Origin of the sequence: Streptomyces sp. cg35, from assembly GCF_050410835.1 — a bacterium.
Taxonomy (GTDB): domain Bacteria; phylum Actinomycetota; class Actinomycetes; order Streptomycetales; family Streptomycetaceae; genus Streptomyces.
In genome coordinates this window covers 6,092,008-6,115,436 of the sequence record NZ_CP191268.1, presented here as the reverse complement: position 1 = coordinate 6,115,436, position 23,429 = coordinate 6,092,008, and the positions used below count along the sequence as shown (strand labels likewise).

The 23,429-nt window shown below is 73.0% G+C and carries 22 protein-coding genes; 11 read left to right on the top strand and 11 right to left on the bottom strand.

Features of this window, described 5'->3' with window-relative positions; genetic code table 11:
- Positions 1-14 precede the first annotated feature (14 nt).
- Positions 15-476 (top strand): hypothetical protein, encoded by a 462-nt coding sequence (locus ACQUQD_RS27850; protein ID WP_428954876.1) that lies wholly within the window; start codon positions 15-17, stop codon positions 474-476.
- Positions 477-502: 26 nt separating this feature from the next.
- Here ACQUQD_RS27850 and ACQUQD_RS27845 read toward each other — a convergent pair whose 3' ends face one another.
- From ACQUQD_RS27845 to ACQUQD_RS27810, 8 genes are all read right to left on the bottom strand, one after another.
- On the bottom strand, positions 503-2,011 hold the full coding sequence (locus tag ACQUQD_RS27845) for an alpha-N-arabinofuranosidase (protein ID WP_428954875.1): 1,509 nt from the start codon (positions 2,009-2,011) through the stop codon (positions 503-505).
- Between the two features lie 41 nt (positions 2,012-2,052).
- Positions 2,053-2,919: a carbohydrate ABC transporter permease gene (locus tag ACQUQD_RS27840; RefSeq protein ID WP_428954874.1), complete on the bottom strand. Its 867-nt coding sequence runs from the start codon at positions 2,917-2,919 to the stop codon at positions 2,053-2,055.
- Positions 2,916-3,860: a carbohydrate ABC transporter permease gene (locus ACQUQD_RS27835; protein WP_428954873.1), complete on the bottom strand. Its 945-nt coding sequence runs from the start codon at positions 3,858-3,860 to the stop codon at positions 2,916-2,918. The genes ACQUQD_RS27840 and ACQUQD_RS27835 overlap by 4 nt, the downstream gene beginning before the upstream one ends.
- Positions 3,857-5,206 (bottom strand): extracellular solute-binding protein, encoded by a 1,350-nt coding sequence (locus tag ACQUQD_RS27830; RefSeq protein ID WP_428954872.1) that lies wholly within the window; start codon positions 5,204-5,206, stop codon positions 3,857-3,859. The genes ACQUQD_RS27835 and ACQUQD_RS27830 overlap by 4 nt, the downstream gene beginning before the upstream one ends.
- 212 nt (positions 5,207-5,418) lie before the next feature.
- Positions 5,419-6,273, bottom strand: a complete 855-nt coding sequence (locus tag ACQUQD_RS27825; protein WP_428954871.1) for an SMP-30/gluconolactonase/LRE family protein — start codon at positions 6,271-6,273, stop codon at positions 5,419-5,421.
- Positions 6,270-7,043 (bottom strand): IclR family transcriptional regulator, encoded by a 774-nt coding sequence (locus ACQUQD_RS27820; RefSeq protein WP_428954870.1) that lies wholly within the window; start codon positions 7,041-7,043, stop codon positions 6,270-6,272. Before ACQUQD_RS27820 ends, ACQUQD_RS27825 begins: the two co-directional genes overlap by 4 nt.
- A gap of 117 nt (positions 7,044-7,160) precedes the next feature.
- The gene (locus tag ACQUQD_RS27815) at positions 7,161-8,387 is read right to left on the bottom strand and encodes a helix-turn-helix domain-containing protein (protein WP_428954869.1); all 1,227 of its coding nucleotides are present in this window, start codon (positions 8,385-8,387) and stop codon (positions 7,161-7,163) included.
- A gap of 3 nt (positions 8,388-8,390) precedes the next feature.
- Positions 8,391-8,543 (bottom strand): hypothetical protein, encoded by a 153-nt coding sequence (locus ACQUQD_RS27810; RefSeq protein ID WP_428954868.1) that lies wholly within the window; start codon positions 8,541-8,543, stop codon positions 8,391-8,393.
- Positions 8,544-8,728: 185 nt separating this feature from the next.
- Between ACQUQD_RS27810 and ACQUQD_RS27805 the strand changes: the two genes are divergently transcribed.
- The 10 genes from ACQUQD_RS27805 to ACQUQD_RS27760 all read left to right on the top strand — a co-directional run bounded on the left by ACQUQD_RS27805 (position 8,729) and on the right by ACQUQD_RS27760 (position 20,681).
- Positions 8,729-9,751 (top strand): DUF3068 domain-containing protein, encoded by a 1,023-nt coding sequence (locus ACQUQD_RS27805; protein WP_428954867.1) that lies wholly within the window; start codon positions 8,729-8,731, stop codon positions 9,749-9,751.
- Between the two features lie 202 nt (positions 9,752-9,953).
- Positions 9,954-11,114 carry a glycosyltransferase family 4 protein gene (locus tag ACQUQD_RS27800; RefSeq protein WP_428954866.1) on the top strand — a complete coding sequence of 387 codons (1,161 nt, stop codon included), beginning with the start codon at positions 9,954-9,956 and terminating at the stop codon, positions 11,112-11,114.
- A complete protein-coding gene (locus tag ACQUQD_RS27795; protein ID WP_428954865.1) occupies positions 11,111-11,848 on the top strand; it encodes a class I SAM-dependent methyltransferase in 738 nt (245 codons plus the stop codon). Before ACQUQD_RS27800 ends, ACQUQD_RS27795 begins: the two co-directional genes overlap by 4 nt.
- The gene (locus ACQUQD_RS27790; RefSeq protein WP_428954864.1) at positions 11,845-16,110 is read left to right on the top strand and encodes an alpha-(1->3)-arabinofuranosyltransferase domain-containing protein; all 4,266 of its coding nucleotides are present in this window, start codon (positions 11,845-11,847) and stop codon (positions 16,108-16,110) included. Before ACQUQD_RS27795 ends, ACQUQD_RS27790 begins: the two co-directional genes overlap by 4 nt.
- On the top strand, positions 16,107-17,402 hold the full coding sequence (locus ACQUQD_RS27785; protein ID WP_428954863.1) for a condensation protein: 1,296 nt from the start codon (positions 16,107-16,109) through the stop codon (positions 17,400-17,402). Before ACQUQD_RS27790 ends, ACQUQD_RS27785 begins: the two co-directional genes overlap by 4 nt.
- Positions 17,399-18,115, top strand: coding sequence for a class I SAM-dependent methyltransferase (locus tag ACQUQD_RS27780; protein ID WP_428954862.1), 717 nt, complete (start codon positions 17,399-17,401; stop codon positions 18,113-18,115). Before ACQUQD_RS27785 ends, ACQUQD_RS27780 begins: the two co-directional genes overlap by 4 nt.
- 6 nt (positions 18,116-18,121) lie before the next feature.
- Positions 18,122-19,063 (top strand): DMT family transporter, encoded by a 942-nt coding sequence (locus tag ACQUQD_RS27775; protein ID WP_428954861.1) that lies wholly within the window; start codon positions 18,122-18,124, stop codon positions 19,061-19,063.
- Complete coding sequence (locus ACQUQD_RS27770; RefSeq protein ID WP_428954860.1) at positions 19,053-19,280, top strand: Trm112 family protein; 228 nt, start codon at positions 19,053-19,055, stop codon at positions 19,278-19,280. The genes ACQUQD_RS27775 and ACQUQD_RS27770 overlap by 11 nt, the downstream gene beginning before the upstream one ends.
- Positions 19,277-20,119, top strand: coding sequence for an FkbM family methyltransferase (locus ACQUQD_RS27765; protein ID WP_428954859.1), 843 nt, complete (start codon positions 19,277-19,279; stop codon positions 20,117-20,119). Before ACQUQD_RS27770 ends, ACQUQD_RS27765 begins: the two co-directional genes overlap by 4 nt.
- Positions 20,088-20,681 carry a hypothetical protein gene (locus tag ACQUQD_RS27760; protein ID WP_428954858.1) on the top strand — a complete coding sequence of 198 codons (594 nt, stop codon included), beginning with the start codon at positions 20,088-20,090 and terminating at the stop codon, positions 20,679-20,681. The genes ACQUQD_RS27765 and ACQUQD_RS27760 overlap by 32 nt, the downstream gene beginning before the upstream one ends.
- A gap of 20 nt (positions 20,682-20,701) precedes the next feature.
- Here the strand turns inward: ACQUQD_RS27760 and ACQUQD_RS27755 are convergent, their stop codons facing one another.
- From ACQUQD_RS27755 to ACQUQD_RS27745, 3 genes are all read right to left on the bottom strand, one after another.
- Complete coding sequence (locus ACQUQD_RS27755) at positions 20,702-21,898, bottom strand: MFS transporter (RefSeq protein ID WP_428954857.1); 1,197 nt, start codon at positions 21,896-21,898, stop codon at positions 20,702-20,704.
- 337 nt (positions 21,899-22,235) lie between these two features.
- Positions 22,236-22,517, bottom strand: a complete 282-nt coding sequence (locus ACQUQD_RS27750; RefSeq protein WP_428954856.1) for a DUF4190 domain-containing protein — start codon at positions 22,515-22,517, stop codon at positions 22,236-22,238.
- Between the two features lie 120 nt (positions 22,518-22,637).
- Positions 22,638-23,360 (bottom strand): FadR/GntR family transcriptional regulator, encoded by a 723-nt coding sequence (locus tag ACQUQD_RS27745; RefSeq protein ID WP_428954855.1) that lies wholly within the window; start codon positions 23,358-23,360, stop codon positions 22,638-22,640.
- Positions 23,361-23,429 lie beyond the last annotated feature (69 nt).

The window sequence follows — 23,429 nt, the reverse complement described above, 5'->3', positions numbered from 1 at the left end:
ACGAGGGACTGGACATGGAACTGGAACTGCTGCCGCAGGTCGGCGTCGGGCCCCTGCGGCTCGGCATGTCGGTGGAGGAAGCGCGCGGCGCGGTCCAGGAGTGGGGGCTCTTCCAGGTCGTCCACAGTGATCCGGAGCCGGGACAGATCCTGCTCAAGCACGGCGACTCCGAGCTGAACGTCATGCTCGGTTTCACCAAGGGCGCGCTGAGCGGTGTGGAGCTGTTCCGGTTCCTGGACGAGGACGCCGACGTCCGGGTGCTGCTGGACGGCCTCGACGTCTTCCGCACCCCGAGCGTGGATCTCTTCGAGCAGCTCGGGGAGCGCGGCCACACGATCACCGAGGACGACCTCGGCTTCGACGCCCTCCCGGACCTGAAGGTGATCCTCGCCAACCAGAGCAGCCACGAGCATCCGGTGGACGAGGACGGGGATCCCCTCTACTACGACTACGTGCGGATCGCGGACCAGATCTGAGCCGTCCTCGTCGGCTCCCGTGGGTGTCAGCCCAGCCGGATCACGTTCCAGGACAGCGGTTCGAGCTCCGTCCTGAGCGTGCTGTCCTCGATCGTCGTGCCCGGTGTCGCCGCCCGCGGTGCCACCCGCTCCGGCTCCGCCTGCGTGTTGCGGGCGTCCGGGTCGGCGTCGGCGAGCACCGAGTGCTCGACGACGGATGTCAGCTCCAGTCCGTGCAGGGCGACTTCGAGCGGCAGTGATGCGGTCTGGCTGCGGTTCACCGCGAAGACGGTGACCGTGCCGTCCTCCGCGCGGACCGCCGTCGCGTGCAGCAGGTCCGCGGTGCCGTGGCGCTTCGTGTCGTACGTCGGACCAAAGACCCGGACGTCGAGGACCTCGCCGCGGCCGTGCTTCGAGGCCTGCGCGAACGGGAAGAACGTCGTCTGGCGCCAGGCCGGGCCGCCGGGCTCGGTCATGATCGGGGCGATGACGTTGACCAGCTGGGCCAGGCAGGCGACCGTGACGCGGTCCGCGTGGCGCAGCAGGGCGATGAGGAGCGAGCCGAAGACGACCGCGTCGGTGACCGAGTAGACGTCCTCCAGGAGGCGGGGGGCCTGCGGCCAGTCGAGGGCGGAGACCTGGGCCTCCGTGCGCGACATGTACCAGACGTTCCACTCGTCGAAGGAGAGGTTGATCTTCTTCGTCGACTTGAGGCGGGCGCCCACGTGGTCGCAGGTCGCGACGACGTTCTCGATGAACGACTCCATGTCCACCGCCGAGGCGAGGAACGAGTCGCGGTCGCCGTCGTGCTCCTCGTAGTAGGCGTGCAGGGAGATGTGGTCGACCAGGTCGTAGGTCTCGGCGAGGACCTTCGCCTCCCACTCGGCGAAGGTCTCCATCGACTGGCCCGAGCTGCCGCAGGCGACCAGTTCGACGTCCTTGTCGATCTGGCGCATGGCGCGGGCCGTCTCGGCCGCGATCCGCCCGTACTCCTCGGCGGTCTTGTGGCCGGTCTGCCAGGGGCCGTCCATCTCGTTGCCCAGGCACCACAGCCGGATGCCGAAGGGGTCCTTGTCGCCGTGGGCGATGCGCAGGTCGGAGAGGGCCGTGCCCTGCGGGTGGTTGGCGTACTCCTGGAGTTCGATGGCCTCGGCGACGCCGCGCGTGCCGAGGTTCACCGCCATCATCGGCTCGGCCTGCGGGCCGACCTTCTTCAGGAACGCGATGTACTCGGACAGGCCGAAGCGGTTCGACTCCGTGGTGCGCCAGGCCAGGTCGAGGCGGCGCGGGCGGTCCTCGACCGGGCCGACCGAGTCCTCCCACTTGTAGCCGGAGACGAAGTTTCCGCCGGGGTAGCGGATGGCGGTGACGCCCAACTCGCGTACCAGGTCGAGGACATCGGTGCGCAGGCCGGACTCGTCCGCGGTCGGGTGGTCCGGCTCGTGGATGCCGGTGTAGACGCAGCGGCCCAGGTGCTCGACGAAGGAGCCGAAGAGCCGGGGGTTGACCTGGCCGACGGTGAACGCGGGGTCGAGGGTGAAGCGGGCGGTACGCAATGGGTGCCTTTCGTCGTGCGGTGGTGTGGGGCTGGTCGCGGTCACTGTCCGGCGAGTCCCGTGTGGGCGACGCCCGCGACGATCTGCCGCTGGAAGAAGATGAAGACGACGATGAGCGGGAGCCCGGCCATCAGGCCGCCGGCCATGAGCTGGGCCCACTGGATGCCGTAGGAGTTCATGACGGTCGCGATGCCGTTGGGCATGGTCATCAGGTCGGGGTTGTTGGTGACCATGTACGGCCACAGGAAGTTGTTCCACGACGCGATGAAGGTGAAGATGCCGACCGCCGCGAGCGAGGGCCGGGCGAGCGGCACCACGAGGGTGAAGAAGATCCGCCAGCGGCCCGCGCCGTCGATGAACGCGGCCTCCTCCAGCTCCTTCGGGATGCCCTGGAAGAACTTGTAGAGGATGTAGACCATGGCCGCGGGGGCGCACTGCGGCAGGATCATGCCCCAGTAGGTGTCCACCATCCCCATCTGCTGGACCGTGGTGAACAGGGGGACGCCGAGGACCGCCGGGGAGATCATCAGGCCCGCCATGACGACGCCCATGAGGGCGCCCTTGCCGCGGAACTCGGTGCGGGCGAAGCCGTATCCGGCCAGCGCACTGACGCAGAGCACCACGGCCGTCACGCACACGGAGACGACCAGCGAGTTGACGAACCAGTTGGTGATGTTGCCGGTCTCGAAGAGCGCCTTCCAGGCCTGGCCGGTCCAGTCCTTCGGCAGCCAGTGCGTCGGTACCTCGACGGCTTCGGTCTCGGACTTGAGCGAGGTGAACAGGGCCCAGGCCAGGGGCGCCAGGAACACCGCGGAGACGGCGGCCCCGAGCAGGGTCAGGACGATCTGGCCGGGCGTCCAGGAACCGCGGGGCCTCAGCCGTGGCGGTGGTACGGGTGTGGCGCTCATCGCGCACCCTCCTCACGGTTGCGCAGCAGCCACATCCGCCCGAGGGCGACGGCCGCGATGATCACGAAGAAGATGATGGAGATCGCGGAGGCGTAGCCCACGCGGTAGCTGGTGAAGCCCTCTTCGAGGGTGTACTGCACGAAGGTGCGGGTCGAGTTCTCGGGGCCGGGGCCGAAGTCCATGAGGGTGACGGCCTGGTCGAAGACCTGGAGCGAGGCGAGGATCTGGAGCGCGATGACCAGGCCGGTGATGTTGCGCAGCATGGGCAGCGTGATGTGGACCGTGCGGTGCCAGGCGTTCGCGCCGTCGAGCTTGGCGGCCTCGTAGAGGTGGGCGGGGATGCCCTGGAGCGCGGCGAGGTAGAGCAGGAAGCTGAAGCCGACCGTCCACCACAGGGTGGTGATGACGACGGCGAGCATCGCGTACGACGTGTCGGTCAGCCAGGGCGTCTCGATGCCGAGGACGTGGTTGATCATGCCGGTGCCGGGGTTGAACAGCCACTGCCACAGGTTGCCCGCGACGGTGGACGGCAGCAGGAACGGCATGAAGAAGCAGAGCCGCCACAGCCATTTCCCGTGCTCGATGTGGTGGGCGAGCATCGCGAGGAGGAAGGCGAGGACCGTGATGCAGGGCACGACCAGGAGCGTGAAGTACGCGCTGTGGCCGAGCGCGTCCCACATCAGCGGGTCGTTCAGGGCCTCGCGGTAGTTGTCGAGGCCGACGAAGCCGGGGCTGTCGCCGGAGATGTTGGCGTCGGTGAAGCTGAGGTAGATGCCGCGCAGCAGCGGCCAGATCACGAACAGGGCGAAGAGGGCGAGGAACGGGGCGACGAACCAGCCCCCGTGCTGGAAGCCCTGCTTGCGGCGGACGGTGGCGCCGTCCGCGGCGGTCCGCGGGCGCGCCGGTGGTGCGATGACGGTCTCGGCGCTGGTCGTCGTCATGCGGCCGTACCTCCCTGCGCGGCGGTCCTGCCGTCCATGGGGTTCTTCATGGCGAGGAGCGCGGTGAGCGTGCTCTTCATGCGGCGGGCGGCGGCCTCGGGCCGGGCTGAGCCCATGGTGGAGGAGACGACGATCGGGCCGACGCGCTGGGCGAGGATGCCGGTGGAGCCGGCGAACCAGACCTTCGGTTCGGTGGCCTGGTGGTCCATGGCCGTCACGTATTCGTTCTGCGGGGCGAGCTTCTGGTACGCGGCCGTGGACAGGGTCGGCGTGTAGGCGGGGATGTGGCCGCCGGCGGCCCACTGCCGGGCGTGCTTGACGACGTAGGCGGCGAGTTGGTGGGCCCCCTCATTGGCGGCGCCGCCGCGGTCGGCCTGGTGCGGCAGCACGAACGAGTGCGACTCGGCGTGCGTGGCCTGCTTGCCGAAGACGGGCGGCAGCGGGGTCGCTCCGTACTCCAGCTTCGCGCCGGAGAAGACCGGCACCGACCAGTTGCCCTCCCAGGTGAAGGGCGCGCCGTTGAGGAACTGTTCGCCGTCGGCGGCGCCCGCGACGGAGTATCCGTCGGTGACGTGCTGCCGCAGGAACTCCAGGACCTGGGTCGCCTTGTCGGTGTCGAAGGTGACCTCGGTGTTCGCGGAGTTGAAGCAGGTGCCGCCGAGCTGGGTGTAGAACGCGACGAAGAACCACCACATGAAGTTCTGGTCGTTGGCGTGCAGGCCGACGGTCTGCAGCCCCTTCTTCGTGGCCTTCTTCGCCTTCTTCAGCAGGTCGAACCACTCGCCGGTGGACGTCACGGGCACGATCCGGCCGTCGTCGCCGAGCAGGTCCGCCTTCTTCAGCACGTCCTTGCGGTAGAAGCTGAGCTGGACGTGGATGTCGAGGGGCAGGGCGTAGAGCTTGCCGTCGATGACGGCGCGCTTCCACAGCTCGGGGTTGAAGTCGGCTTCCTTGACGCCGTACTTGGCGAGCAGGCCGACGTCCCAGGGGTCGAGCAGGCGGCCCGGCGAGAAGCCGGTGACGCGGCCCAGGTGCATGACGCCGAGGTCCGGTGCGCGGTTGCCGGCGGCGGCCATGGCGAGCTTGGTGTAGAAGGGGCTGCCCCACTGGAGGGTGGAGTCCTTCACGTCGATGCCCGGGTTCGCCGCGCGGAAGGCGTCCAGCATCGCGATCATGTTGTAGCCGTCGCCGCCGCTGAAGAGGTTCCAGTAGCGCACGCGGGTGTCGGCGCCGGAGGCGAGCGCGTCCGCCCCGGTCCCGAGCGCCGCGAAGCCGAAGCTTCCGGCGACGGTCAACCCGCCGATTCCGGCGAGGAGTTGCCTGCGACTCAGGCCAGGTCGTCCCATGCCCTGCCCTTACTGTTCGAAAGTGGCTGCTGTTCGATATTTCGAATAGCGCTCGTAACTTCGAACGGGACCGTAAAGTCGAAGCGCTTCGACGTCAATGGGTCGCGCAACGAAAAGTTCCGGCCGCCTTGAGGGGTGCGGGGCCACGGGGCGCTGCCCCGGACCCCGCTCCTCAATCGCCGGAGGGGCTCGGTCTCACGTCACCGGCGCTGTCAGCCGACGAACGCCGGCTGGGCCAGACCCTGGCCGATCGCCGGCAGGACGAGCAGCGAGCCCGCCAGTGGTGTGGGGCGGTCCAGGCCCACGCGGGCCGTCGACACGTACAGGTCGCGCAGGTCCTGGCCGCCGAACGCGCACGCCGTGGGGCGCCGCACCGGGAGCGGGACGACGCGGTCCAGGGCGCCGGACGGCGTGTAGCGGCGCAGCGCGGCGCCGTCCCACAGCGCGACCCAGACGCAGCCGTCGGCGTCGACCGTCAGCCCGTCGGGGAAGCCCGCACCTTCCTCGACGGTCGCCAACTCGCGGCGTCCGCCCACCCGTTCACCGTCCACGTCGAAGACGTCGATGCGTCGGGTCGGTGTGTCGATGTAGTACATGAGCGTGCCGTCGGGGCTCCAGCCGGTGCCGTTGGAGACCGTGACGTCGTCGAGGATCCCGGTCGTGGTGCCGTCGGGGGCGACGCGGATCAGGTTGCCGCCGCCGGGCGTCTCGGCGTAGGCCATCGAGCCCGCCCACAGCGCGCCGTCGGGGGCGACCGCCGCGTCGTTCCCGCGCCGCCCGGGGACGGGCTCGCGGTGCAGCCAGGAGAATGCGCCCTCGGCCGAGTAACGGCCCACGCCGTCGCGGAGGTTGACCACCAGGCCGCCGTCCGTCCGCGGCTTGGCGGCGCCCACGTGCTGCTCGGTGGCCAGGACCGTGCGGCGGCCGCTGCCCGGCTCGTACGTGTGGACGCGCGAGCCGAGGATGTCCACCCAGATCAGCCGGCCGGCGGCCGGGTCCCAGGTCGGGCCCTCGCCCAGGGCCGCCGTCTCGCGCACGGCGACGTCCACCGCCGGACGGCTGCTCACGCCGGCCCCCGGTGGCCGAGCCGCTCGGAGAGGTCGGCGGCGCCCTTCGCGGCGAGCTGGGCGAGCTCGGTCTCCCGGGCGTCGCTCCAGCGGATCATCGGTACGGAGATGGAGAGCGCGGCGACGACCCGGTTGGTGCGGTCGCGCACGGGCGCGGCGACACAGGACACGTCCGTGTTCGACTCGCGGCTCTCGACGGCGATGCCGCGCTCCCGGATGCGGGCGAGCGCCGCGCGCAGGACGGCCGGGTCGGTGATCGAGTTCTCCGTCATGGCCACGAGGTCGGCGGAGTCCGGGACTCGCGCGGCGAGTTCGGGCTCGGGCAGCGACGCGAGGAGCATCTTGCCGACCGAGGTGCAGTGCGCGGGCAGCCTGCGGCCCGCGGCGGAGACCATGCGCACGGCGTGCGTCGAGTCGACCTTGGCGATGTAGATGACGTCGGTGCCTTCGAGGATCGCCACGTGGACCGTCTCGTCACAGGTCTCGGCGACGGTACGGGCGACCTGCTGGCCCTCGGCGGCGAGGTCGAGCTGCTCCGCGTACCGGCTGCCGAGCTGGTAGGGGCGCACACCGAGCCGGTAGCGGCCGGGCTGGCCCGGGACCTGCACGATGTACGAGCGGGCGGCGAGCGTGGTGACCAGCTCATGGACCGTGGTGCGCGGCAGCTGTAGCTTGCGGACGATGTCGGGGGCGGACAGCGTGCCGTCCCCGTCCAGGAAGAGCTCCAGTATGTCCAGAGCCCGGGTCACGGCGGGTACGAGGCGTCCCACGACCGGCCCCCTCCCATGTTCGATATTTCAACAGTCGGTCGGTATGACGAACATAGGCTACGCACAGCGGGGTTGACCGGGCAATGGGCTCGGTGGAACCGCAGGACACGGCGGGCGTCAGGGCCCCAGCTCACCGCGCAGCCGCCGGGCCCGCAGCACCAGCTCCAGCTCGAAGCGGCGGTCCGGGTCGTCGACCTCGGCGCCCCACAGTTCGCGGATCTGGCGCAGCCGGTAGCGCACCGTCTGCGGGTGGACGCCGAGCCGGGCCGCGACCTCGGGGGCGCCGCCGCGGGTCTCCAGCCAGGCGAGCAGGGTCTCGGCGAGCCGCCGGGCGTGGGTGGGGCCGCAGTGCGCGAGGGGCGCGAGGGCGCGCCGGGTGAGGTCGTCGACGAGTTCCTCGGGCTGGAGCAGGACGAGGGCCTGGGTGTGCTCGGTGCAGTGCAGGACCCCGTCGGCGGGGAGCAGTCCGCGCTCCATCAGCGTCACCGCCGACTCGGCCCAGCGCAGCGACTTCGCGGCGTCGGGCGGTGCGACGGGCGGGCCGATCGCGCCGCTCCAGCCGGACAGGGCGCGGCGCAGCAGGTCGGGCCGGCCCGCCGCGTCGGGGTCGGGGACGACGAGCCGGGGCCGCTCCGTCTCCATGTCGAGCAGGATGTCGCAGGCAACGGCCGGGGCGACCGCGTCGCGGGCCGGCCGCAGCAGGACGCCGACGGCCAGCCTGTCGGGCACCGGCCAGCCGATCCGGGCGGCGCGTTCGGTGAGCGCCTTGACCGGGTCGGGCGGCGCCGCGACCCGCCCTTCGAGCAGCAGGTCCATCAACTTGCGTTGCTGGCGCAGGCGTTCACCGGCCTGCCGGGCGGCCGCCTCGACGTAGCCGCGGACCGACTGGTCGACGAGGCCGTCGAGGTACTCGTATCCGGACTCGGCGAGTTCGTACATGGCCGGGGGCGGGATGCGCAGTTGCTGCCCGAGGTCGGCGAGGCGGCGCCAGGCGAGCTTCACACCGAGCCGGTACATCGCCTGGAGGGAGTCGAGGCTGCGCCCGTGCAGGCTCTGACCGCGCCCGAACTCCTGGAAGACGGACGGCGGCAGGTCCTCCGGTTCCGTATCGGCGGACACCCGGGTCAGCCGGCGCACGAAGCCCTCGATGGCGCGGCGGATGCCGACCAGGGCCATGGGTTCGCCGGACTCGTCGAGGACCAGCGGCAGGTGCGGGAACTCGCGGCGGATCTCCTCGAGGATGTCCTGGGCGAGCCGGGGCGCCTCGTCCATGGCGAGCGCCGCGAACTGCTTGACCTGGAGCGGCGGCACGTCGCACCAGGCGGACCGGGTGACGGCGGGCACGGCTCAGCGCCCCTGGCCGGGCGTCTCGTACGTCACGAGCGGGGTGTTGGGCTGGTCCGGGGTCACGTTGATCAGCGCGAGCACGCCGAAGGAAGCGGCGACGGCGAGCGCCGCTCCGGCGGCCGCGGACAGCACGGCGGTGAGCAGTCGGTTCATCGCAGGGTCAGCCTCTCGTCCGTGATGAATGCGGAGTGCTGAGGTCGGTCCCCACCCTGTGTGTTCCGTCAAGTGCCCAGTCTCAGCAGTGCATTGACACCCCGTCAAGAGTGCGTCTACGGTTCCCGGCCCATGACCGGCAGACCACGGGCGTGCCGTGGTGCCCTTCCCCTCAGGAGTGCCGGATGCGCCGTACATCGAAGATCACCACATCGAAGATCCCCTTCGTCTGCACAGGCCTCGGCACGTTCCTGCTCGTCCTCGCCGGGCTGCTCGCCTGGTACGTGGAGCCGCGTGCCGAGCGCACCCCGATCGACACCGACACCACGACCGTGTTCACCGGAACCGGCAGCTACTTCGACACCGGAAAGATCAAGACCGTCGACGGCCGGCGCCTCACGATCACCCGGCAGGTCCGCGGCGACGTCGCCGAGAGCGAGCGCAGCGGCCGGGCGGTGTGGGACGTGACGACGTCCGTCGACACGGACGCGTCGCTGCCCGCGGCCGATCCGCACGACGCCCTGCAGTGGACCCAGGAGCGCTGGGTCACCGACCGGGAGACCAATGCGCCGGTGCACTGCTGCGGTGAGCAGCCGGCGTTCGAGGGCGAGGCGTACCTGAAGTTCCCCTTCCGCGTCGAGAAGCGCACCTACACCTGGTGGGACAACACGCTCGGCGCCACGGTCCCGCTCCGCTTCAGCGGTACGAGGAAGGTCCAGGGGTACGAGGGCTACCGGTTCACCGGCACCGTCGCACCCGCCAGGACCGGTTCGCGCCTGGTGCCGGGCCGGATCGTCGGGCAGCCGAGGAAGAGCCAGGTGCTGGCCGAGGAGTGGTACGCGAACCACCGTGTCGAGCTGGTCGTCGACCGGCTCACGGGCCGGATCCTGTACGCGGCGGTCGGACCCCGCAAGACGCTGCGCGCGCCGGGCACGACGAAGGACGCGGCGGTGCTCCTGGACAGCGAGCGGATCGCGTTCACCCCGGCCACACAGCGCGCACAGGTCGCGCTGGCCCGGGACGACAACGACCGCCTCACCCTGCTCGGTACGACGCTGCCCATCGGGGCGGGCGCGCTGGGCGGGCTGCTGCTGGCGGGCGGGATCGTCCTGGTCGCCTGGGGCGGGCGTGGCCGCAGGACGCCGGACGGGCCGGGGCGTCCCGATCCCGATTCGTCCCCGACTGCCCTGCAGACATCCACGATGTGACAGAACGTCAGCTCGGCAAAGCCCGAAACTTGTCACGCAGGTGAGTAGCCGCGGCGAACAGCGCAGCGAAAACTGTCCCACCCCACCTTGTGCACAGCCCGAACACAGCCCCGGCACAGTACCCGCCGGTTCGTCTCGGCAGCCCGCACCCTGCCGAGCCGTCCCCCCACCCTCACGCACCCTGAGACGAGTTGGAGCACCCATGCCCCAGCACGTGCCATCGTCGCTGCGCACCGTGTCGCCGCGCGGCGCGCAGCCCCGTCCGGCCGGTCCCCCACCGCCGCGCCGCATCGTCTTCCTGGCCCACCGCGACCTCGGCAACCCGGCCGCGGGCGGCTCCGAACTGCTCGTCGACCGGCTGGCCGAAGGGCTGACGGACCTGGGCCACCAGGTGACGCTGCTGTGCGGCGGGCCGGCCGCGTACGGCGCCTTCCGCGACTACCGGGTCGTGTCGGCGGGCGGGCCGGCCGCCCACTACCTGCGCGCCCGCTCGGCGTTCGCCCGCCAGGTCGGCGACTGCGATCTGCTGGTCGAGGTCTGCAACGGCATGCCGTATCTGGCCCCCCTCTGGCACCGCGGTCCCACGCTCTGCCTGGTCAACCACGTCCACACGGACCTGTGGCGGATGCGGCTGCGCGGACCGCTGGCGCCCGCGGCCCATCTCGGCCGAAGACTCGAGCACTGGGCGCTGTCCGGCGCCCAGCGCCGCAATCTGCTCGTCGCCGTCTCGCCGTCGACGGCGCACGCGCTGCACTCCATCGGCGTCGACCCGGCCCGGGTCCGTCTCGTGCCGAACGGCGTCGAGGAGCCGGGCCCGCGCGCCGACCGGTCGCCGGAGCCGATGTTCCTGGCGATGGGCCGGCTGGTCGAGTACAAGCGGATCGATCTGCTGCTGCGCCTGTGGGAGCGGGTGCGTCCGGTGACGGGCGGCCGCCTGGTGATCGTGGGCGACGGCCCCGAGGGCCCGAAGCTGCGCCAACTCGCGGGCCCTGGCGTTGAGTTCACCGGCCATGTCTCCGAGGCCGACAAGCACCGGCTGCTCTGCGAGGCGTGGCTGCTGCTGCACCCCTCGGCCGTCGAGGGCTGGGGCCTGGTCATCACGGAGGCGGCGGCGCGCGGCACGCCCGCGGTCGGCTTCGACGTGCCCGGCGTACGCGACTCGGTCGAGGACGGCCGCACCGGGCTGCTGGCCCACGGGCCGTCGTCGTTCGCGGCGGCCTGGTGCACGCTCGCCCTGTCCACGCACCGCCGCGAGCTGATGGGCAAGACGGCACAGGAGCGGGCCGCCGGGTACCGGTGGGCGCACACGGTACGGCAGTTCAGGGCGGTCGCGGCGGAAGCGGTGCGGGGCTGGGCGCCATGACTCCGGCCGGGTTCAGGGACCCGTCGCTGACCAGGTCCCTCACGCTCTTCCGGGCGTTCCTGCGCGAGCAGCGCGACCCCGAGGCCTGCTACGCGCTGCTCGCCCGGGACGCCGCCGACCAGGTGGAGGCGTACGGGAAGGTCGCGGGCAAGGTCGTCGTGGACGTGGGCGGCGGCAGTGGTCACTTCACGCGCGAGTTCCGCTCCCGCGGCGCCCACGGCGTCCTCTTCGAGCCGGACACCCGGGAGCTGGGCCGGGAGCCGCCGCCGAACACGGTGGTGGCCGACGGCTATCTGCTGCCGCTGGCCGACGCGTCGGCGGACGTCACGTTCTCCTCGAACGTCCTGGAGCACGTCGCCGACCGCGACACGTTCCTCGGCGAGCTGGTCCGGGTGACCCGGCCCGGCGGCCTGATCTACGTCTCGTTCACCAACTGGCTGTCCCCGTGGGGCGGTCACGAGTGGGCGCCCTGGCACTACCTGGGCGCCCACCGGGCGCAGGCCCGCTACCGGCGGCGTACCGGAAGGGCGCCCAAGCACACCCTCGGCGAGAACCTCTTCGCCCACCACATCGGTCCGACGCTGCGCCATGTCCGCTCCCGTGACGACGTGACGCTCGTCTCGGCGCGCTCGCGCTACTGGCCCTTCCTCACCGAGGCCGTGGCGCGGGTGCCCGGGGTGCGCGAGTTCGCCACCTGGAACCTCCTCCTCATCCTCAGGCGGTGTCCCCCATGACGACCATGGTCCAGACCCCACCCGCCGCGGCGACGGGCCCGGATCCGGAACCGGGTCCCTGCTCGCGCCGCTGGCTGCTGTCCTTCTGGGCCGTGCTGTTCGTCGCGTTCTGCGCGGTGCATCCGGGCCGGATGACGTTCGAGACGAAGCTCGGGGTCGCGCTCGACCCCTGGCAGTTCATCGAGGACCTCGGGCAGCTGTGGCACGACCGCGCCGGGTTCGGCGGCATCGCCGACCAGTACATCGGCTACGCGTTCCCGATGCTGCCGTACTACGGCCTGGCCGATCTGCTGCGGGTGCCGGTCTGGCTGGCCGAGCGGCTGTGGCTGTCGGTCGTCGTGACGGTCGCGTTCTGGGGCGCCCTGCGGCTCATGGAGCGGCTCGGCGTCGGCAGCCCGCGCGGCCGGCTGCTCGGCGCGATTGCCTACGCCCTGTGGCCGACGTTCACGATCGTCATCGGGTCGACGTCGGCGGCGGCTCTGCCCGGCGCGTTCCTGCCCTGGGTCCTGCTGCCCCTCACCAACCCCCGGACGACACCGCGGATCTCGGCGGTGCGCTCGGCGCTGCTCGTGCCGTTCATGGGCGGGGTGAACGCGGCGGCGACGCTGGCCTCCCTGCTCCCGGTAGGCCTCTATCTGCTCTCCCGGGCACCGTCCGCGCGCACACGCCGGCAGATCGCCTGGTGGATCCCCTCGGTGGTCCTGGCGACCCTGTGGTGGACGATCCCGCTGCTCCTGCTCGGCGCGTACGGCGAGAACTTCCTGCCCTACGTGGAGAACGCGCGCACCACGACCGACACGATGGCGGCGACGGAGACCCTGCGCGGCGCGGGCAACTGGGTCGCCTACCTCCATCTCGGGGACGCCTGGCTCCCGGCCGGCTGGACCGTGGCGACCGCGGCCGTCGTGATCGTCTGCTCGGCGCTGGCCGCCGCGTTCGGCCTCGCGGGACTGGCCCGCCGCGATCTGCCGGAGCGGCGCTGGCTGGTGCTGACCGTGCTGACGGCGGCCCTCGTCACCCTGGCCGGATACGCGGGTGCGGCCGGCGCCCCCTTCCACGACACGGTCCAGTCGTGGCTGGACGGCGGCCTGGCCCCGTTCCGCAACGTCTACAAGTTCCAGACGGGCATCGCGCTCGCGCTCGCCCTCGGGATCGCGCACCTCGTGGGCGTCGCCACCGAGGCCCGCGGCACCCGGCCCCTGCGCGGCCGCCGGTACGCCCCGCTGCTGGTGGCCGTCCTGATCCTGCCGGGCCTGGCCTGGCCGTACCTCAACGGTTCGATCCTCCAGCCCGGCTCCTTCAAGAAGCTGCCCGCCTACTGGCAGACCACGGCGGACTGGCTGCACACCTACTCCCCCGACTCGCGCGCGCTCGTGGTCCCCGCCACCGCCCACGGCATCTACACCTGGGGCTCCCCCATCGACCAGCCCCTCGACGTCCTCGCGGAGTCCCGCTGGGCGCAGCGCGACTTCGTGCCGTTCGGCACGGCGGGCAACCGGCGCGTCCTGGACGCGATCGAGCAGGCCCTCATGTCGGGCGGCGAAGTACCGGGACTGCAGGACTACTTGAGCCGCAGCGGACTGCACTACGTGGTGGTCCGCAACGATCTGGACCCGGACCAGTTCGGGTACGTCCCCACGGCCACGGTCAAGCGCACGCTCACCGAGTCCGGCTTCCACCGCGTCACCGGTTTCGGCCCGATGGTCACCGGCGGCCGGATCGCCGAGGGCACGCCGGTCCAGGTCGAGGGCCTCTACCCGCGCTCGCGGTCCGTCGAGATCTACGCGCCGCGGAACGACGCCCGGCGCCCCGGGCAGGCGGGCCTGCTCCCGGTGCGCGACACGGCGGAGGTCAGCGGCGGCCCCGAGTCGCTGCTGCCGCTCTCCGCGGACCCGGCGTTCGGCGACCGGCCCACGGTACTGACCGGCGACAACCACCCCGGCATCGGAACACCCGCCTTGCGCACGGCAGGTGACGGACTGCGCCGCGCGGACACCCGGTTCGGCCTGGTCAACACCCACACCTCGTACCCGTACACCCCGACGGAACGCAACAGCCCCGAGGCCACCCAGGAGCCGGGCGCGGAACCGAAACAGATCCTGCCCACCGAGGGCGTCGGCCACCAGAGCACGGCCCGGATCACGGGCGCCCGCTCGGTCACCGCGTCCTCCAGCGGCAACTGGCTGCTGTACCTGCCCCAGTTCGATCCGGTGAACGCCTTCGACGGGAACCCGGACACGGCCTGGACGGAGGGCTCCCCGGACTCGGCGAAGGGCGAATGGCTGCGGATCGACTTCTCCCGCCCGACGCGGATCCCGGCGACTCTCCAGGTGACACCGCTCCCGCAGGACGGGGTCCGGGCGGCGCCCACCCGCATCCGTGTCGAGACGGACAAGGGATCCAGCACGGCGCTCCTCCAGCCGGACGGCAGCCGCCAGCGCGTCAAGGCGCCGCAGGGCACAGCGAGTTGGCTGCGGGTGACGATCCTCGACACCCAGCGCGCCCGCCCGTCCCTGACCGGAGCCGGCTTCTCCGACATCAGCGTCCCCGGCGTCCGGGCGAGCCGCTCGCTGCAACTGCCCGCCGACTCCGCGCAGGCGGACCAGTTCACGTTCCGCCGCGCGACAGGCGACGGCGCCCTCACCCTCACCGACATGGAGCCGTCGCTCAACCGCACGTTCACCACGACCGGCACCTCGCGCTTCACGTTCCGGGCGACGGCGACGCCCACCGCCTCCGCCGCCCTCGACGAGCTCCTCTACTCCGTCGCCCCCGACCAGCGGCGCAAGATCACGGCCACCGCCGACTCCACGGCCCTGCTCGGCACCAACACCTCGCCGCGCAACCTCACCGACGGGGATCTGACCACGGCCTGGATCGCGGGCGACGAGCCGACGATCCATCTGCGCTGGCCGGGCAAGAAGCGCGTCTCCACGCTCGTGCTCCCCGCGGCCGGCGGTCTGTCCACGCGACCGGAGAAGATCGAGATCAGCTCCCCGGACGGGGCCGCGATCGCCGGCGTGGACGAGAACGGCGTGGCCCGCTTCGACCCGATCACCACGGACCGCCTGGACGTCACCGTCACCGCCACCGCGCCGCTCACGGTCCACAACCCGATCGCGGACGAGGACCTCCAGCTGCCCGTGGGCCTGACCGAGGCGTACCTCCCCGCGCTCGACCAGTACCGGGTCCGCCAGCCCGACCCGGAGCGGAAGTTCAGCCTGCCCTGCGGCAAGGGCCCGACGGTCACCGTCGACGGCACCCGCCACCGCACCTCGGTCAAGGGCACCGTCGCGGACCTGACCGAGCGCCGCCCGGTCACCCTCACCCTCTGCGACCCGCTCACGCTCCCGGCGGGCCGCCACACCCTCAGGACGGACCCCGACGGTCCGCTGGCCCCCACCTCCGTCACCCTCACCCGCGCCGGCAGCGGCACGGAGGCGACCCCCACCCGGCGCGCACTGACCGTCCGGGACTGGCTGGGCGACCACCGCGAGGTGCGCGTCGACGCGGGCGAGGCGACGTATCTGACGACGTACGAGAACGCCAACGACGGCTGGCGGGCGACGCTCAACGGCAAGGAGCTGACCTCCCTGCGCCTCGACGGCTGGCAGCAGGCGTGGCTGATCCCCCAAGGGGCGGGAGGCTCCGTCAAGCTCTCCTACGAGCCGGCCGTCCTCTACGACGCGGGCCTGATCGCGGGCGCCGTGGGGCTCCTGGCGCTCGTCGCCCTGGCCCTGTGGCGCCGCAGGCCACCCGCCGAGCCGGAGGAGGTGCCGCCGCCCCCGCCGCCCGGCTGGGTCCTCGGCACGGTGGCCCTCACCCTCGTCGGCTTCGTGATCGCGGGCCCCTGGGCGGCCCTGGTCCCGGCCCTGGCCCTGCTGTCCTGGAAACGCCCCTCCCTGCTCGTACCGATCGCCTTCCTGGCGATGACGGCGGCGGGCGCGGTGGCCGCGACAGCGGCGGGCGAACCGGTCCGCGACGGCCAGGGAGCGTTCAGCACGGCGGCCCAACTCCTGGCGCTGCTGGCCCTGTTCGCAGCACTGACGACAACAGGATCCAGGCGGAGTCAAGCCCCGCCAGTTCAAGCCCCTCCGGCGCTTGAGGAGCGGGGTCCGGGGCGGAGCCCCGAAACAGCAACCCCAGCACAGGGCACACCCAATCAAGCCCCTCCGGCGCTTGAGGAGCGGGGCCCGGGGCGGAGCCCCGAGGCGGCGCCCCCGGCACGGGGCACGAACCCGACGGAGGGGCCGAAGCCATGACGACCCTGGACGACCACCCCACCCCCACCCCCAGCGGCAAGCGCCTCCCGTTTCCGACCGTCGACGAGATCGCCCGCCACTGCCTCCAGGACGACGAGCCGGAGACGGTCCACATCGAGGTGCACCTCACCGGGCAGCTCACCCCGGACCGGCTCACCGCCGCCTTCGACGAGGCCCTGCGCCGCCACCCCCGCATCCTCATGCGCGAGGCCCGCCGCACCTGGTACGCCCGCCGCTACGTATGGGAGCTGACGGACACCCCCGACGTACCGCCCGTCTCGTTCCCCGGCCCGGGCCCGGACGCGCTCAAACAGGCCCGCACCCGGTCCCTGACCCAGGCCCCGCCCCTCACGGCGTCCCCGCCCGTCCGGCTGGAGGCCGTCCCGCACCCGGACACCGGCAACACCGTCCTCTTCCTCACCATCAACCACACGGCGCTCGACGGCCCGGCCTGCCTCCGCGTCCTCGCCACGGCGGCGGGCCTCTACGGCGGACGGGACAACGGCCCGCCGCCCCCGCCCGCGACCGCCCCGCCCCGGCCGGCCCCGCCCGACCTGCCGTCCTCGTGGGCCCGCCCGGCCCGGGTGGCCCCCGGCACCCCCGAACCCCGCCCCGGCAACGGCCTGCTCGTCTGCGACCTCCCGGTGCCGCGCCGCCCCAAGGGCGCCTCGTACACGGTGAACGACCAGCTCATGGTCGCCACCGCCCGCACGATCGCGGACTGGAACGCGGAGCACGGCGACCTCCGCACCCGTCGCCCCCTGCGCATCACGATGCCGGTCGACGACCGCCCCCGGGACGCGTCGATGCCCATCGGCAACGGCACCCGCCTGGTCGAAGTCGCCTTCACCACAGCCGAGTTGCGCAGGCCCGTGCCCGCCCTGCTGCGCCTGACCGCCACCCGCACCACGGCCCTCAAGTCCCTCGTGCGCCCCCAGCTCGGCCACGGGGCGGCCCTGCTGACCACCCCGTACGCCCCGGTGGCCTGGCGGGCCGCCGCCACCCGCGCGCTGCGCACGGCCGCCGCCCCCTGGACCTCGACGACCCTGCTCAGCAACATCGGCCGGATCCCGTACCCGCTGGACTTCGGTGACGGCGGCCGGGCCCGCGCCGTCTGGTTCTCGGCGCCCGCCCGCATGCCGCGCGGGCTCACCGTCACGACGGCGTCCACGGCGGGCCGCCTGCACCTGGCCCTGCGCTGGTCGCGCACCCTGCTGGGCCACGGCGACGGGGCGCACCTGCGCGACCTGTTCGAGCACCACCTCCACGCGACGCAGGAGGAGGCACCATGACGTCCACCGTGTCCGGCCTGCGGGACTTCTACGAGAACCCCGCCGTCCCGGTCGCCTCCGGCACGCCCCGCACCCTGCGCCAGACCCGGGTGCTGGCCGCCGCGCTCACCGGGACCCGCTCCACCGTCCTCGACGTGGGCTGCGGCGACGGCACGGCCGCGCACACCGCGGCGCGGCTGCTGCCCGGCCATCGCCTCGTCGGCGTCGACTGGTCCCAGGACGCGCTGCGCCGCGCGAAGTCACGCGTCCCCCGGGTCGTGCGCGGCGAACTCACCGGCCACGGGCTGCCGTTCAGGGACGGCGCCGCCGACGCGGTGCTCCTGTCCGAGGTGATCGAGCACCTCGTGGACCCCGATGCCGCCCTCGACGAGATCCGCAGAGTGCTGCGCCCGGGAGGCCATCTGATGCTGTCCACCCCGAACCTGGCCGCCTGGTACAACCGGGCCCTGCTGCTGGCCGGTGTGCAGCCCGTCTTCTCGGAGGTGAGCCTGCGCGCCGTCCACGGCCGGCCGGGCTCCGAGGTGGTGGGGCATCTGCGCCTGTACACGGCGCGCGCGCTGCGCGAGTTCGTCGCGGCCGCCGGCTTCGAGGTCGTACGCGTCACGGGGGCGCCCTTCCACGGTGTGCCCCGTCCGCTGCGCCCCCTGGACCGGCTCGCCTGCGCCGCGCCGTCGCTCGCCTCGATCCTTCTGCTGCACGCCCGAAGGACGTGACGCGCGATGCCCGCCGTGGCATGGGGAGTCGGCGCGGCACTGCTCGCGAACACGCTGTACAGCGTCGGCTTCGTCCTGGAGAAGCGGGCTCTCACCCGTCTCCCCGAGGTCAGTGTGCGCCGTCCCGCGCACCTGCTGCGCCAGGTCGTGACGAGTCCGCTGTGGCTGGCCGGGTCGATCGCCCTGGCCGCCGGCTTCGGCGCCCAGCTGGCCGTCTACCGCACGCTTCCGATCGCCGCCGCGCAGGGCATTTTCGTATCGGGTCTGGTGCTGCTGCTCCTGCTGTCCTCCCGGCTGCTCGGGGAGCGCACCTCGGGCCGCGAGCGGTACGCCATCGCCGCGATCCTGCTCGCGCTCCTCATGGTGGTGCTGTCGCTGCGCGACACCGGGCAGGACCCGGACACGGTGGGCGGCGGCGCCCCGGCCCCGCTCATCCTCACGGTCTGCGTGCCCTCGCTCGCCGCGGGCCTGTGCCTCTACGCGGCGGCGGAGCGCCGGGCCGGGCACCGGCACCGGAGGCCCACCACGGGCGTCGAGTACGGCGTGGCCGTGGGCCTGCTCTACGGGGTCAGCTCACTGGCGATCAAGGGCGTGTCCGGGGTGCTCCCGGACGTCCCGGCGCTGCTGCGGTCCCCCTACCCGTATCTGCTGCTGTGCACGGGCGCGTGCGGTCTGGTCATGTCGCAGGCGGCGCTGCAGCGCTGCCGGGCCTCGCTGATCGTGCCGGTGTGCACCACGGTGACCTGCGTGTTCACGGCGGTGCTCGGGACGGCGGCGTTCGGCGAGTCGCTGCCGTCCGAGCCGCTGCGCCTCGGGCTGCGCGTGGCGGGCACGGCGCTCGCCGTCGCCGTGCTCCTGCTGATGCCGAAGCACGATCCGGCCCCGGAATCCCCTCAACCCAACCCACCCCCCAGGGAGTTGCTCCCCCATGTGCCCCATGAGCCCTGACGATCCGCTGCTGCGCCTGCTCGCCTGCCCCCTCGACAAGGGGCCGCTGCTGCTCCTGCCGGACGGCGGTGCGCTCTACAACCCGCGGCTGCACCGCCGCTACCCGATCGTCGACGGCATCCCGCAGCTGCTGCCGTCGTCCGGCGAGCAGCTCCCGGAGGACGAGCACGAGCGGCTCCTCAAGACGGTGGAGCGGGCCAGGCGGGCGGCGCCGTGACCACGCTCGCCGCCCGCCTCGCCCCGTACCTTCCGGCCCGGCTGACCGCCGCGACGGCGCGGGCCCTGTATCCGCGCTTCGAGCCCGAACTGGCGCGGCTGGCCGACATGCTGCCCGCGCCGCGCGGCCGGTGCGGGACGGCGGTCGACGTCGGCGGCTGGTACGGGCCGTGGACGCACCGCCTCGCCGCCCGCGCACAGCACGTGGTCGCCCTGGAACCGGTGCCGCACCTGGCCCGGACGCTCGCCGCGTCCGCGCCGCCGAACGTCCGCGTCGTCCGCGCGGCGGCCAGCGACCGTCCGGGGCCGGCGCCGCTGTGGCAGCCGCCGCACGACGAGCGCGGCGAGCGCGGTGTGTCCTCCCTGGTCCGCCGGGACGGCCTGCACGCGCCGACCGCGCATGCCGTGCCCTGTGTCACCCTCGACGAACTCGCCCTGCGCGACGTCGGCTTCATCAAGGTCGACGTGGACGGCGCGGAGCTGCCGGTGCTGCGCGGCGCCCGCGCGCTGCTGGCCCGGGACCGCCCGGCCCTCTTCATCGAGCTGGAGACCAGGATCCAGCCGATCGCCCCGGTGGTCCGCCATCTGCGGGCGCAGGGGTACGCGGGCTGGGTCCTGCCCGCGGGCAGCTGGCTGCCGCTGGCCGGCTTCGACCTGGCGGCGCACCAGCGCGACACCGCGTACATCGCCTCGCAGGGCCTGCTGCGCCGGGCGCTCACCCCGGCCGGGCGCCGGCCGCGCTATGTGAACTCGGTGCTGTTCCTGCCGGACGGGCGGACCCCCGGCCCGGTGCGCGACCATGGGAGGCATGCCACGCCCCAAGCCCACCGGACCCGCTGAACCGTTCACGCCGCTCCACTTCCAGCTGGTGCTGCTGCGGCGCATGGCCGACCACAACCCGGAGCTGGTGGAGACCGCCCGCGCCGACCTCGGCGTCTCCGTAGCGGACATGCGGGAGGCCAACCGGCGCTGGCAGGCGATGCTGCACGCGCCCCGCGGGCGGGCGGCCGTCTCCCGGTACCGCTCCGTCCTGGGCGCCCCGGAGCAGCGGCTCACCCGCAGGATCGGCGACCTCGACTGCGAGGCCCTGCTGTGGCCGGTGCCGCTCTGGCCCGGCCTGCGCTTCGAGGTGCTGCTCGCGCCCACGGGCGCGGTGTGGAACGAATGGCTGATCCGCGCCCCCGGCACCCCCGGCCCGTCCCTGCGCACCCTCGACGACCTGACTCCCTGGTCCTGCACGGTCGACGAGGCGGCCCGCGCCTTCGCCCCGGCCCGCCCCCTGGAGGGTTCGGCGCCCACGCGCTGGGGCCTGGCGTTCGCGGCGCCGGACGCGTCGGGCGAACCGCGGCAGGTGCGGGCGGAGTTCACCTGGGGGCTGCTGCAGCGCTGGACGGAGGTCTAGGCGCACCACCGGGCGCTGCCCTACCTCCTGACGCGCGCGGGACGCGCCGCGGCGCGCAGCCGGCCGGGCGCCGCGAGCGCCACCATGGCGAGCGCGGCCGCGACACCGACGCCGAAACCGCCGTGCGGGCCGGCGGTGTCCACCGCGCGTCCGGCGAGGGCCGCGGCGCCGGCCGACCCCGCGGCGCTCGCGGACCCGAGCCAGGTGAAGGCCTGGGTGAGGACGGCGCGCGGCACGGCGATCTCGGTCAGCACGTTGAAGAGGACGAGCAGGACCGGGACGGCGAGGCCCGTCAGGGCGAGGCAACCGGCCACCGCGGCCGGGGCGTCGACGACGGTCAGCGGCAGGCAGGCGAGGGCCAGTCCGGCGGTGGCGAGGGCCCGTTGCCGGAGGGGCGGGGCCGTCCAGTGGCGGGCGCCGTAGGCCCAACCGGCCACCAGACTGGTGCAGTTGGACACCATGTACAGCAGGGGCGCCGCGTCCGGGGTGCCGCGGCCGACCGCGTACGCCGTCACGGACACCTGGAGGGCTCCGAAGTAGATCCCGAGCGCCGCGCTGAGGGCGACGAGCCGGACGAAGGCGGGGCGGAGCAGGCCGCGTCCGGCGCGGTGGCGTTCGGCGTGGCCCGCGACCGGTGGCTCGGTGCGGCGCTGCGCGGCGAACGCGAGGCCGCCGCCGATGACGAGGGCCGCGGCGAGCAGGCTGCCCAGGCGTGGATGCCCGGCGGCCCCGACCGCGCTGACCAGGGCCGGACCGGCGAGGAAGGACAGCCCGTTGGCGAGGGCCTCCAGGGTGTAGGCGCGGGGCAGCGCGGCCTCGTCGGGGGTGCCGCGCAGCAGGGCCGTCCAGCGGGCCGCGGACAGGGCGCTGAGCTGCGGCAGGGAGGCCCCGGCGAGGATCGCTCCGGCGACGGTCAGCGGCCCGCCGCAGAACAGCAGGCCCACCGCCCCCGCGTGTGCGGCCAGCGCGCAGGTCAGCACCCGGCGCTGCCCGAACCGGTCGGTGAGCCGGCCGATCTGGGGCCCGCCGAGCGCGTCGGCGACGGCGAAGCAGCCCGTCACCAGGCCGGCGTCCGCGAACGAGCCCGTGCGGGCGTGCACGAGCCACACGATGCCGATCCCGGTCATGGCGAGGCCGACGCGTCCGACGACGGCGGCGAGGAAGAAGGTGGCCGCGCCCGGAATGCGCAGCAGAGCACGGTAGTTCGCCGAGGGCACGGCGCGTCCCTTTCGCCGCCCGGCGGGGCGCGTCGCAACGGGGTCGCCGGCGTCCGGATGTGCCGACCCGTGAGCGTGCCTGAAGCCGTCCAGTGCGGGCGGGAGGTGGGGACGCGCGCCTCACGCCGGCTCCGTCACCGGGCAGAAGTGTCGTTGCAGAAGTGTTGTCGATGACCTTCGAGCGGCCCGACCCTAGCCGACGGCCGATGCCCGCCGCCAGAAGCGTGCGTGCGCCGCGGCGGAATCTCGCCACCGCCGGAAAACGGGCCGGTGGGGGAATGCGCGCGTCACGCGCATTCCCCCACCGAGTAATTCACCGCTTCCGCCGGACTCCCGGTCACCCGCCGACGTACCAGCTGAATCCGCCGTTGGCCGCGACGGCGATCAGGACGATGAAGAGGATCAGGTCGATGATGCCCAGGATGATGGCCGCTTTCGCCATTCCACCCCCACCGGCCGCCTTCTGGCGCACCGCGAGGGCACCGAAGATGATCGCGAGCGGACCCAGGACGACGCTGAGGAAGAACAGCCCGACGATGCCGCACACCAGACCGGCCACCGCGAGGCCATTCGTCCGGGAACCGGAGGAAGCCGCCGGCGGACCACCGTAACTCGACATGTCCCACACCCCTTACAGGTCGCTTTACAGAATTCCGTGACGCACCTTCGAGTGCCCCGGAATTCCGTGCGCAGTCAGCTCCCTGTTCCGATGAAGCGGAATTCGCGATTCGCCGCGCCGTCACGCCTCGGCGGCGTCCGGATCCCATTCCAGGAGGCGGACCTTGGCCACCGAGCGGACGTGCCGGCGCATCGCGGCCGCCGCGCCGCGCCCCTGTCCCGCCTCGATCGCGTCGAGGATCGCCCGGTGCTGGGCGAGCGAACGGCCCGGGCGGCGCGGCTGACGCAGCGACTCCGTGCGGGACTCCGCGATGGGCTCGTCGATCTCCCGCATGAACGCGGCGAGCAGCGCGCTGTGCGCGGCCGCGGTCACGGCGGCGTGGAACAGCCGGTCCCCCTCGATGCCGAGTCCGCCCGCCTCGATGTCCCGCGCCATGTGGTCGAGGGCCGAGCGCAGTGCGGTCAGGTCGGCGTCGGTGCGGCGCTCCGCCGCCAGTTCCGCGAGCTTCGTCTCCAGCGCCTCGCGCGCCTCCAGGACGTCCGGCAGCCGCTTCTTGCGGGCGACGAGGCTCTCCACCGGCTCGACGACGACGTTGTCCAGGCTGTCGCGCATCAGATACGTGCCGCCGCCGTGCCGCGCCTCCACCAGGCCCTGCACCTCGAGGACGACGATCGCCTGCTTCACCGAGGCCCGGCTCACCCCGAGCCGCGCCGCGAGATCACGCTCGGTCGGCAGCCGGTCGCCCGCCCGCAGCCCGCCCTCGGCGACGTACGTACGCAGCCGGTCGAGCACCTGCTCGTACAGGCGCGGGCGCGCCGCCATCGGCCGCAGTGCGTCGGTCATGCCTGCTCTTTCCCGCCCCTGGTCGCTCCGGTCCGTCCCCGTCATGCGCCCGCAGCGTACGTCCTTGAC

Bases quoted from the DNA above. Each gene is read 5' to 3' on its own strand.
- ACQUQD_RS27795 (WP_428954865.1), top strand. From the start codon at position 11,111: ATGACTCCGGCCGGGTTCAGGGACCCGTCGCTGACCAGGTCCCTCACG.
- ACQUQD_RS27835 (WP_428954873.1), bottom strand. From the start codon at position 3,860: ATGACGACGACCAGCGCCGAGACCGTCATCGCACCACCGGCGCGCCCG.
- ACQUQD_RS27810 (WP_428954868.1), bottom strand. From the start codon at position 8,543: ATGAACCGACTGCTCACCGCCGTGCTGTCCGCGGCCGCCGGAGCGGCG.
- ACQUQD_RS27775 (WP_428954861.1), top strand. From the start codon at position 18,122: ATGCCCGCCGTGGCATGGGGAGTCGGCGCGGCACTGCTCGCGAACACG.
- ACQUQD_RS27770 (WP_428954860.1), top strand. From the start codon at position 19,053: ATGAGCCCTGACGATCCGCTGCTGCGCCTGCTCGCCTGCCCCCTCGAC.
- ACQUQD_RS27760 (WP_428954858.1), top strand. From the start codon at position 20,088: ATGCCACGCCCCAAGCCCACCGGACCCGCTGAACCGTTCACGCCGCTC.
- ACQUQD_RS27785 (WP_428954863.1), top strand. From the start codon at position 16,107: ATGACGACCCTGGACGACCACCCCACCCCCACCCCCAGCGGCAAGCGC.
- ACQUQD_RS27750 (WP_428954856.1), bottom strand. From the start codon at position 22,517: ATGTCGAGTTACGGTGGTCCGCCGGCGGCTTCCTCCGGTTCCCGGACG.
- ACQUQD_RS27850 (WP_428954876.1), top strand. From the start codon at position 15: ATGGAACTGGAACTGCTGCCGCAGGTCGGCGTCGGGCCCCTGCGGCTC.
- ACQUQD_RS27830 (WP_428954872.1), bottom strand. From the start codon at position 5,206: ATGGGACGACCTGGCCTGAGTCGCAGGCAACTCCTCGCCGGAATCGGC.
- ACQUQD_RS27780 (WP_428954862.1), top strand. From the start codon at position 17,399: ATGACGTCCACCGTGTCCGGCCTGCGGGACTTCTACGAGAACCCCGCC.
- ACQUQD_RS27800 (WP_428954866.1), top strand. From the start codon at position 9,954: ATGCCCCAGCACGTGCCATCGTCGCTGCGCACCGTGTCGCCGCGCGGC.
- ACQUQD_RS27790 (WP_428954864.1), top strand. From the start codon at position 11,845: ATGACGACCATGGTCCAGACCCCACCCGCCGCGGCGACGGGCCCGGAT.
- ACQUQD_RS27805 (WP_428954867.1), top strand. From the start codon at position 8,729: ATGCGCCGTACATCGAAGATCACCACATCGAAGATCCCCTTCGTCTGC.
- ACQUQD_RS27745 (WP_428954855.1), bottom strand. From the start codon at position 23,360: ATGACCGACGCACTGCGGCCGATGGCGGCGCGCCCGCGCCTGTACGAG.
- ACQUQD_RS27840 (WP_428954874.1), bottom strand. From the start codon at position 2,919: ATGAGCGCCACACCCGTACCACCGCCACGGCTGAGGCCCCGCGGTTCC.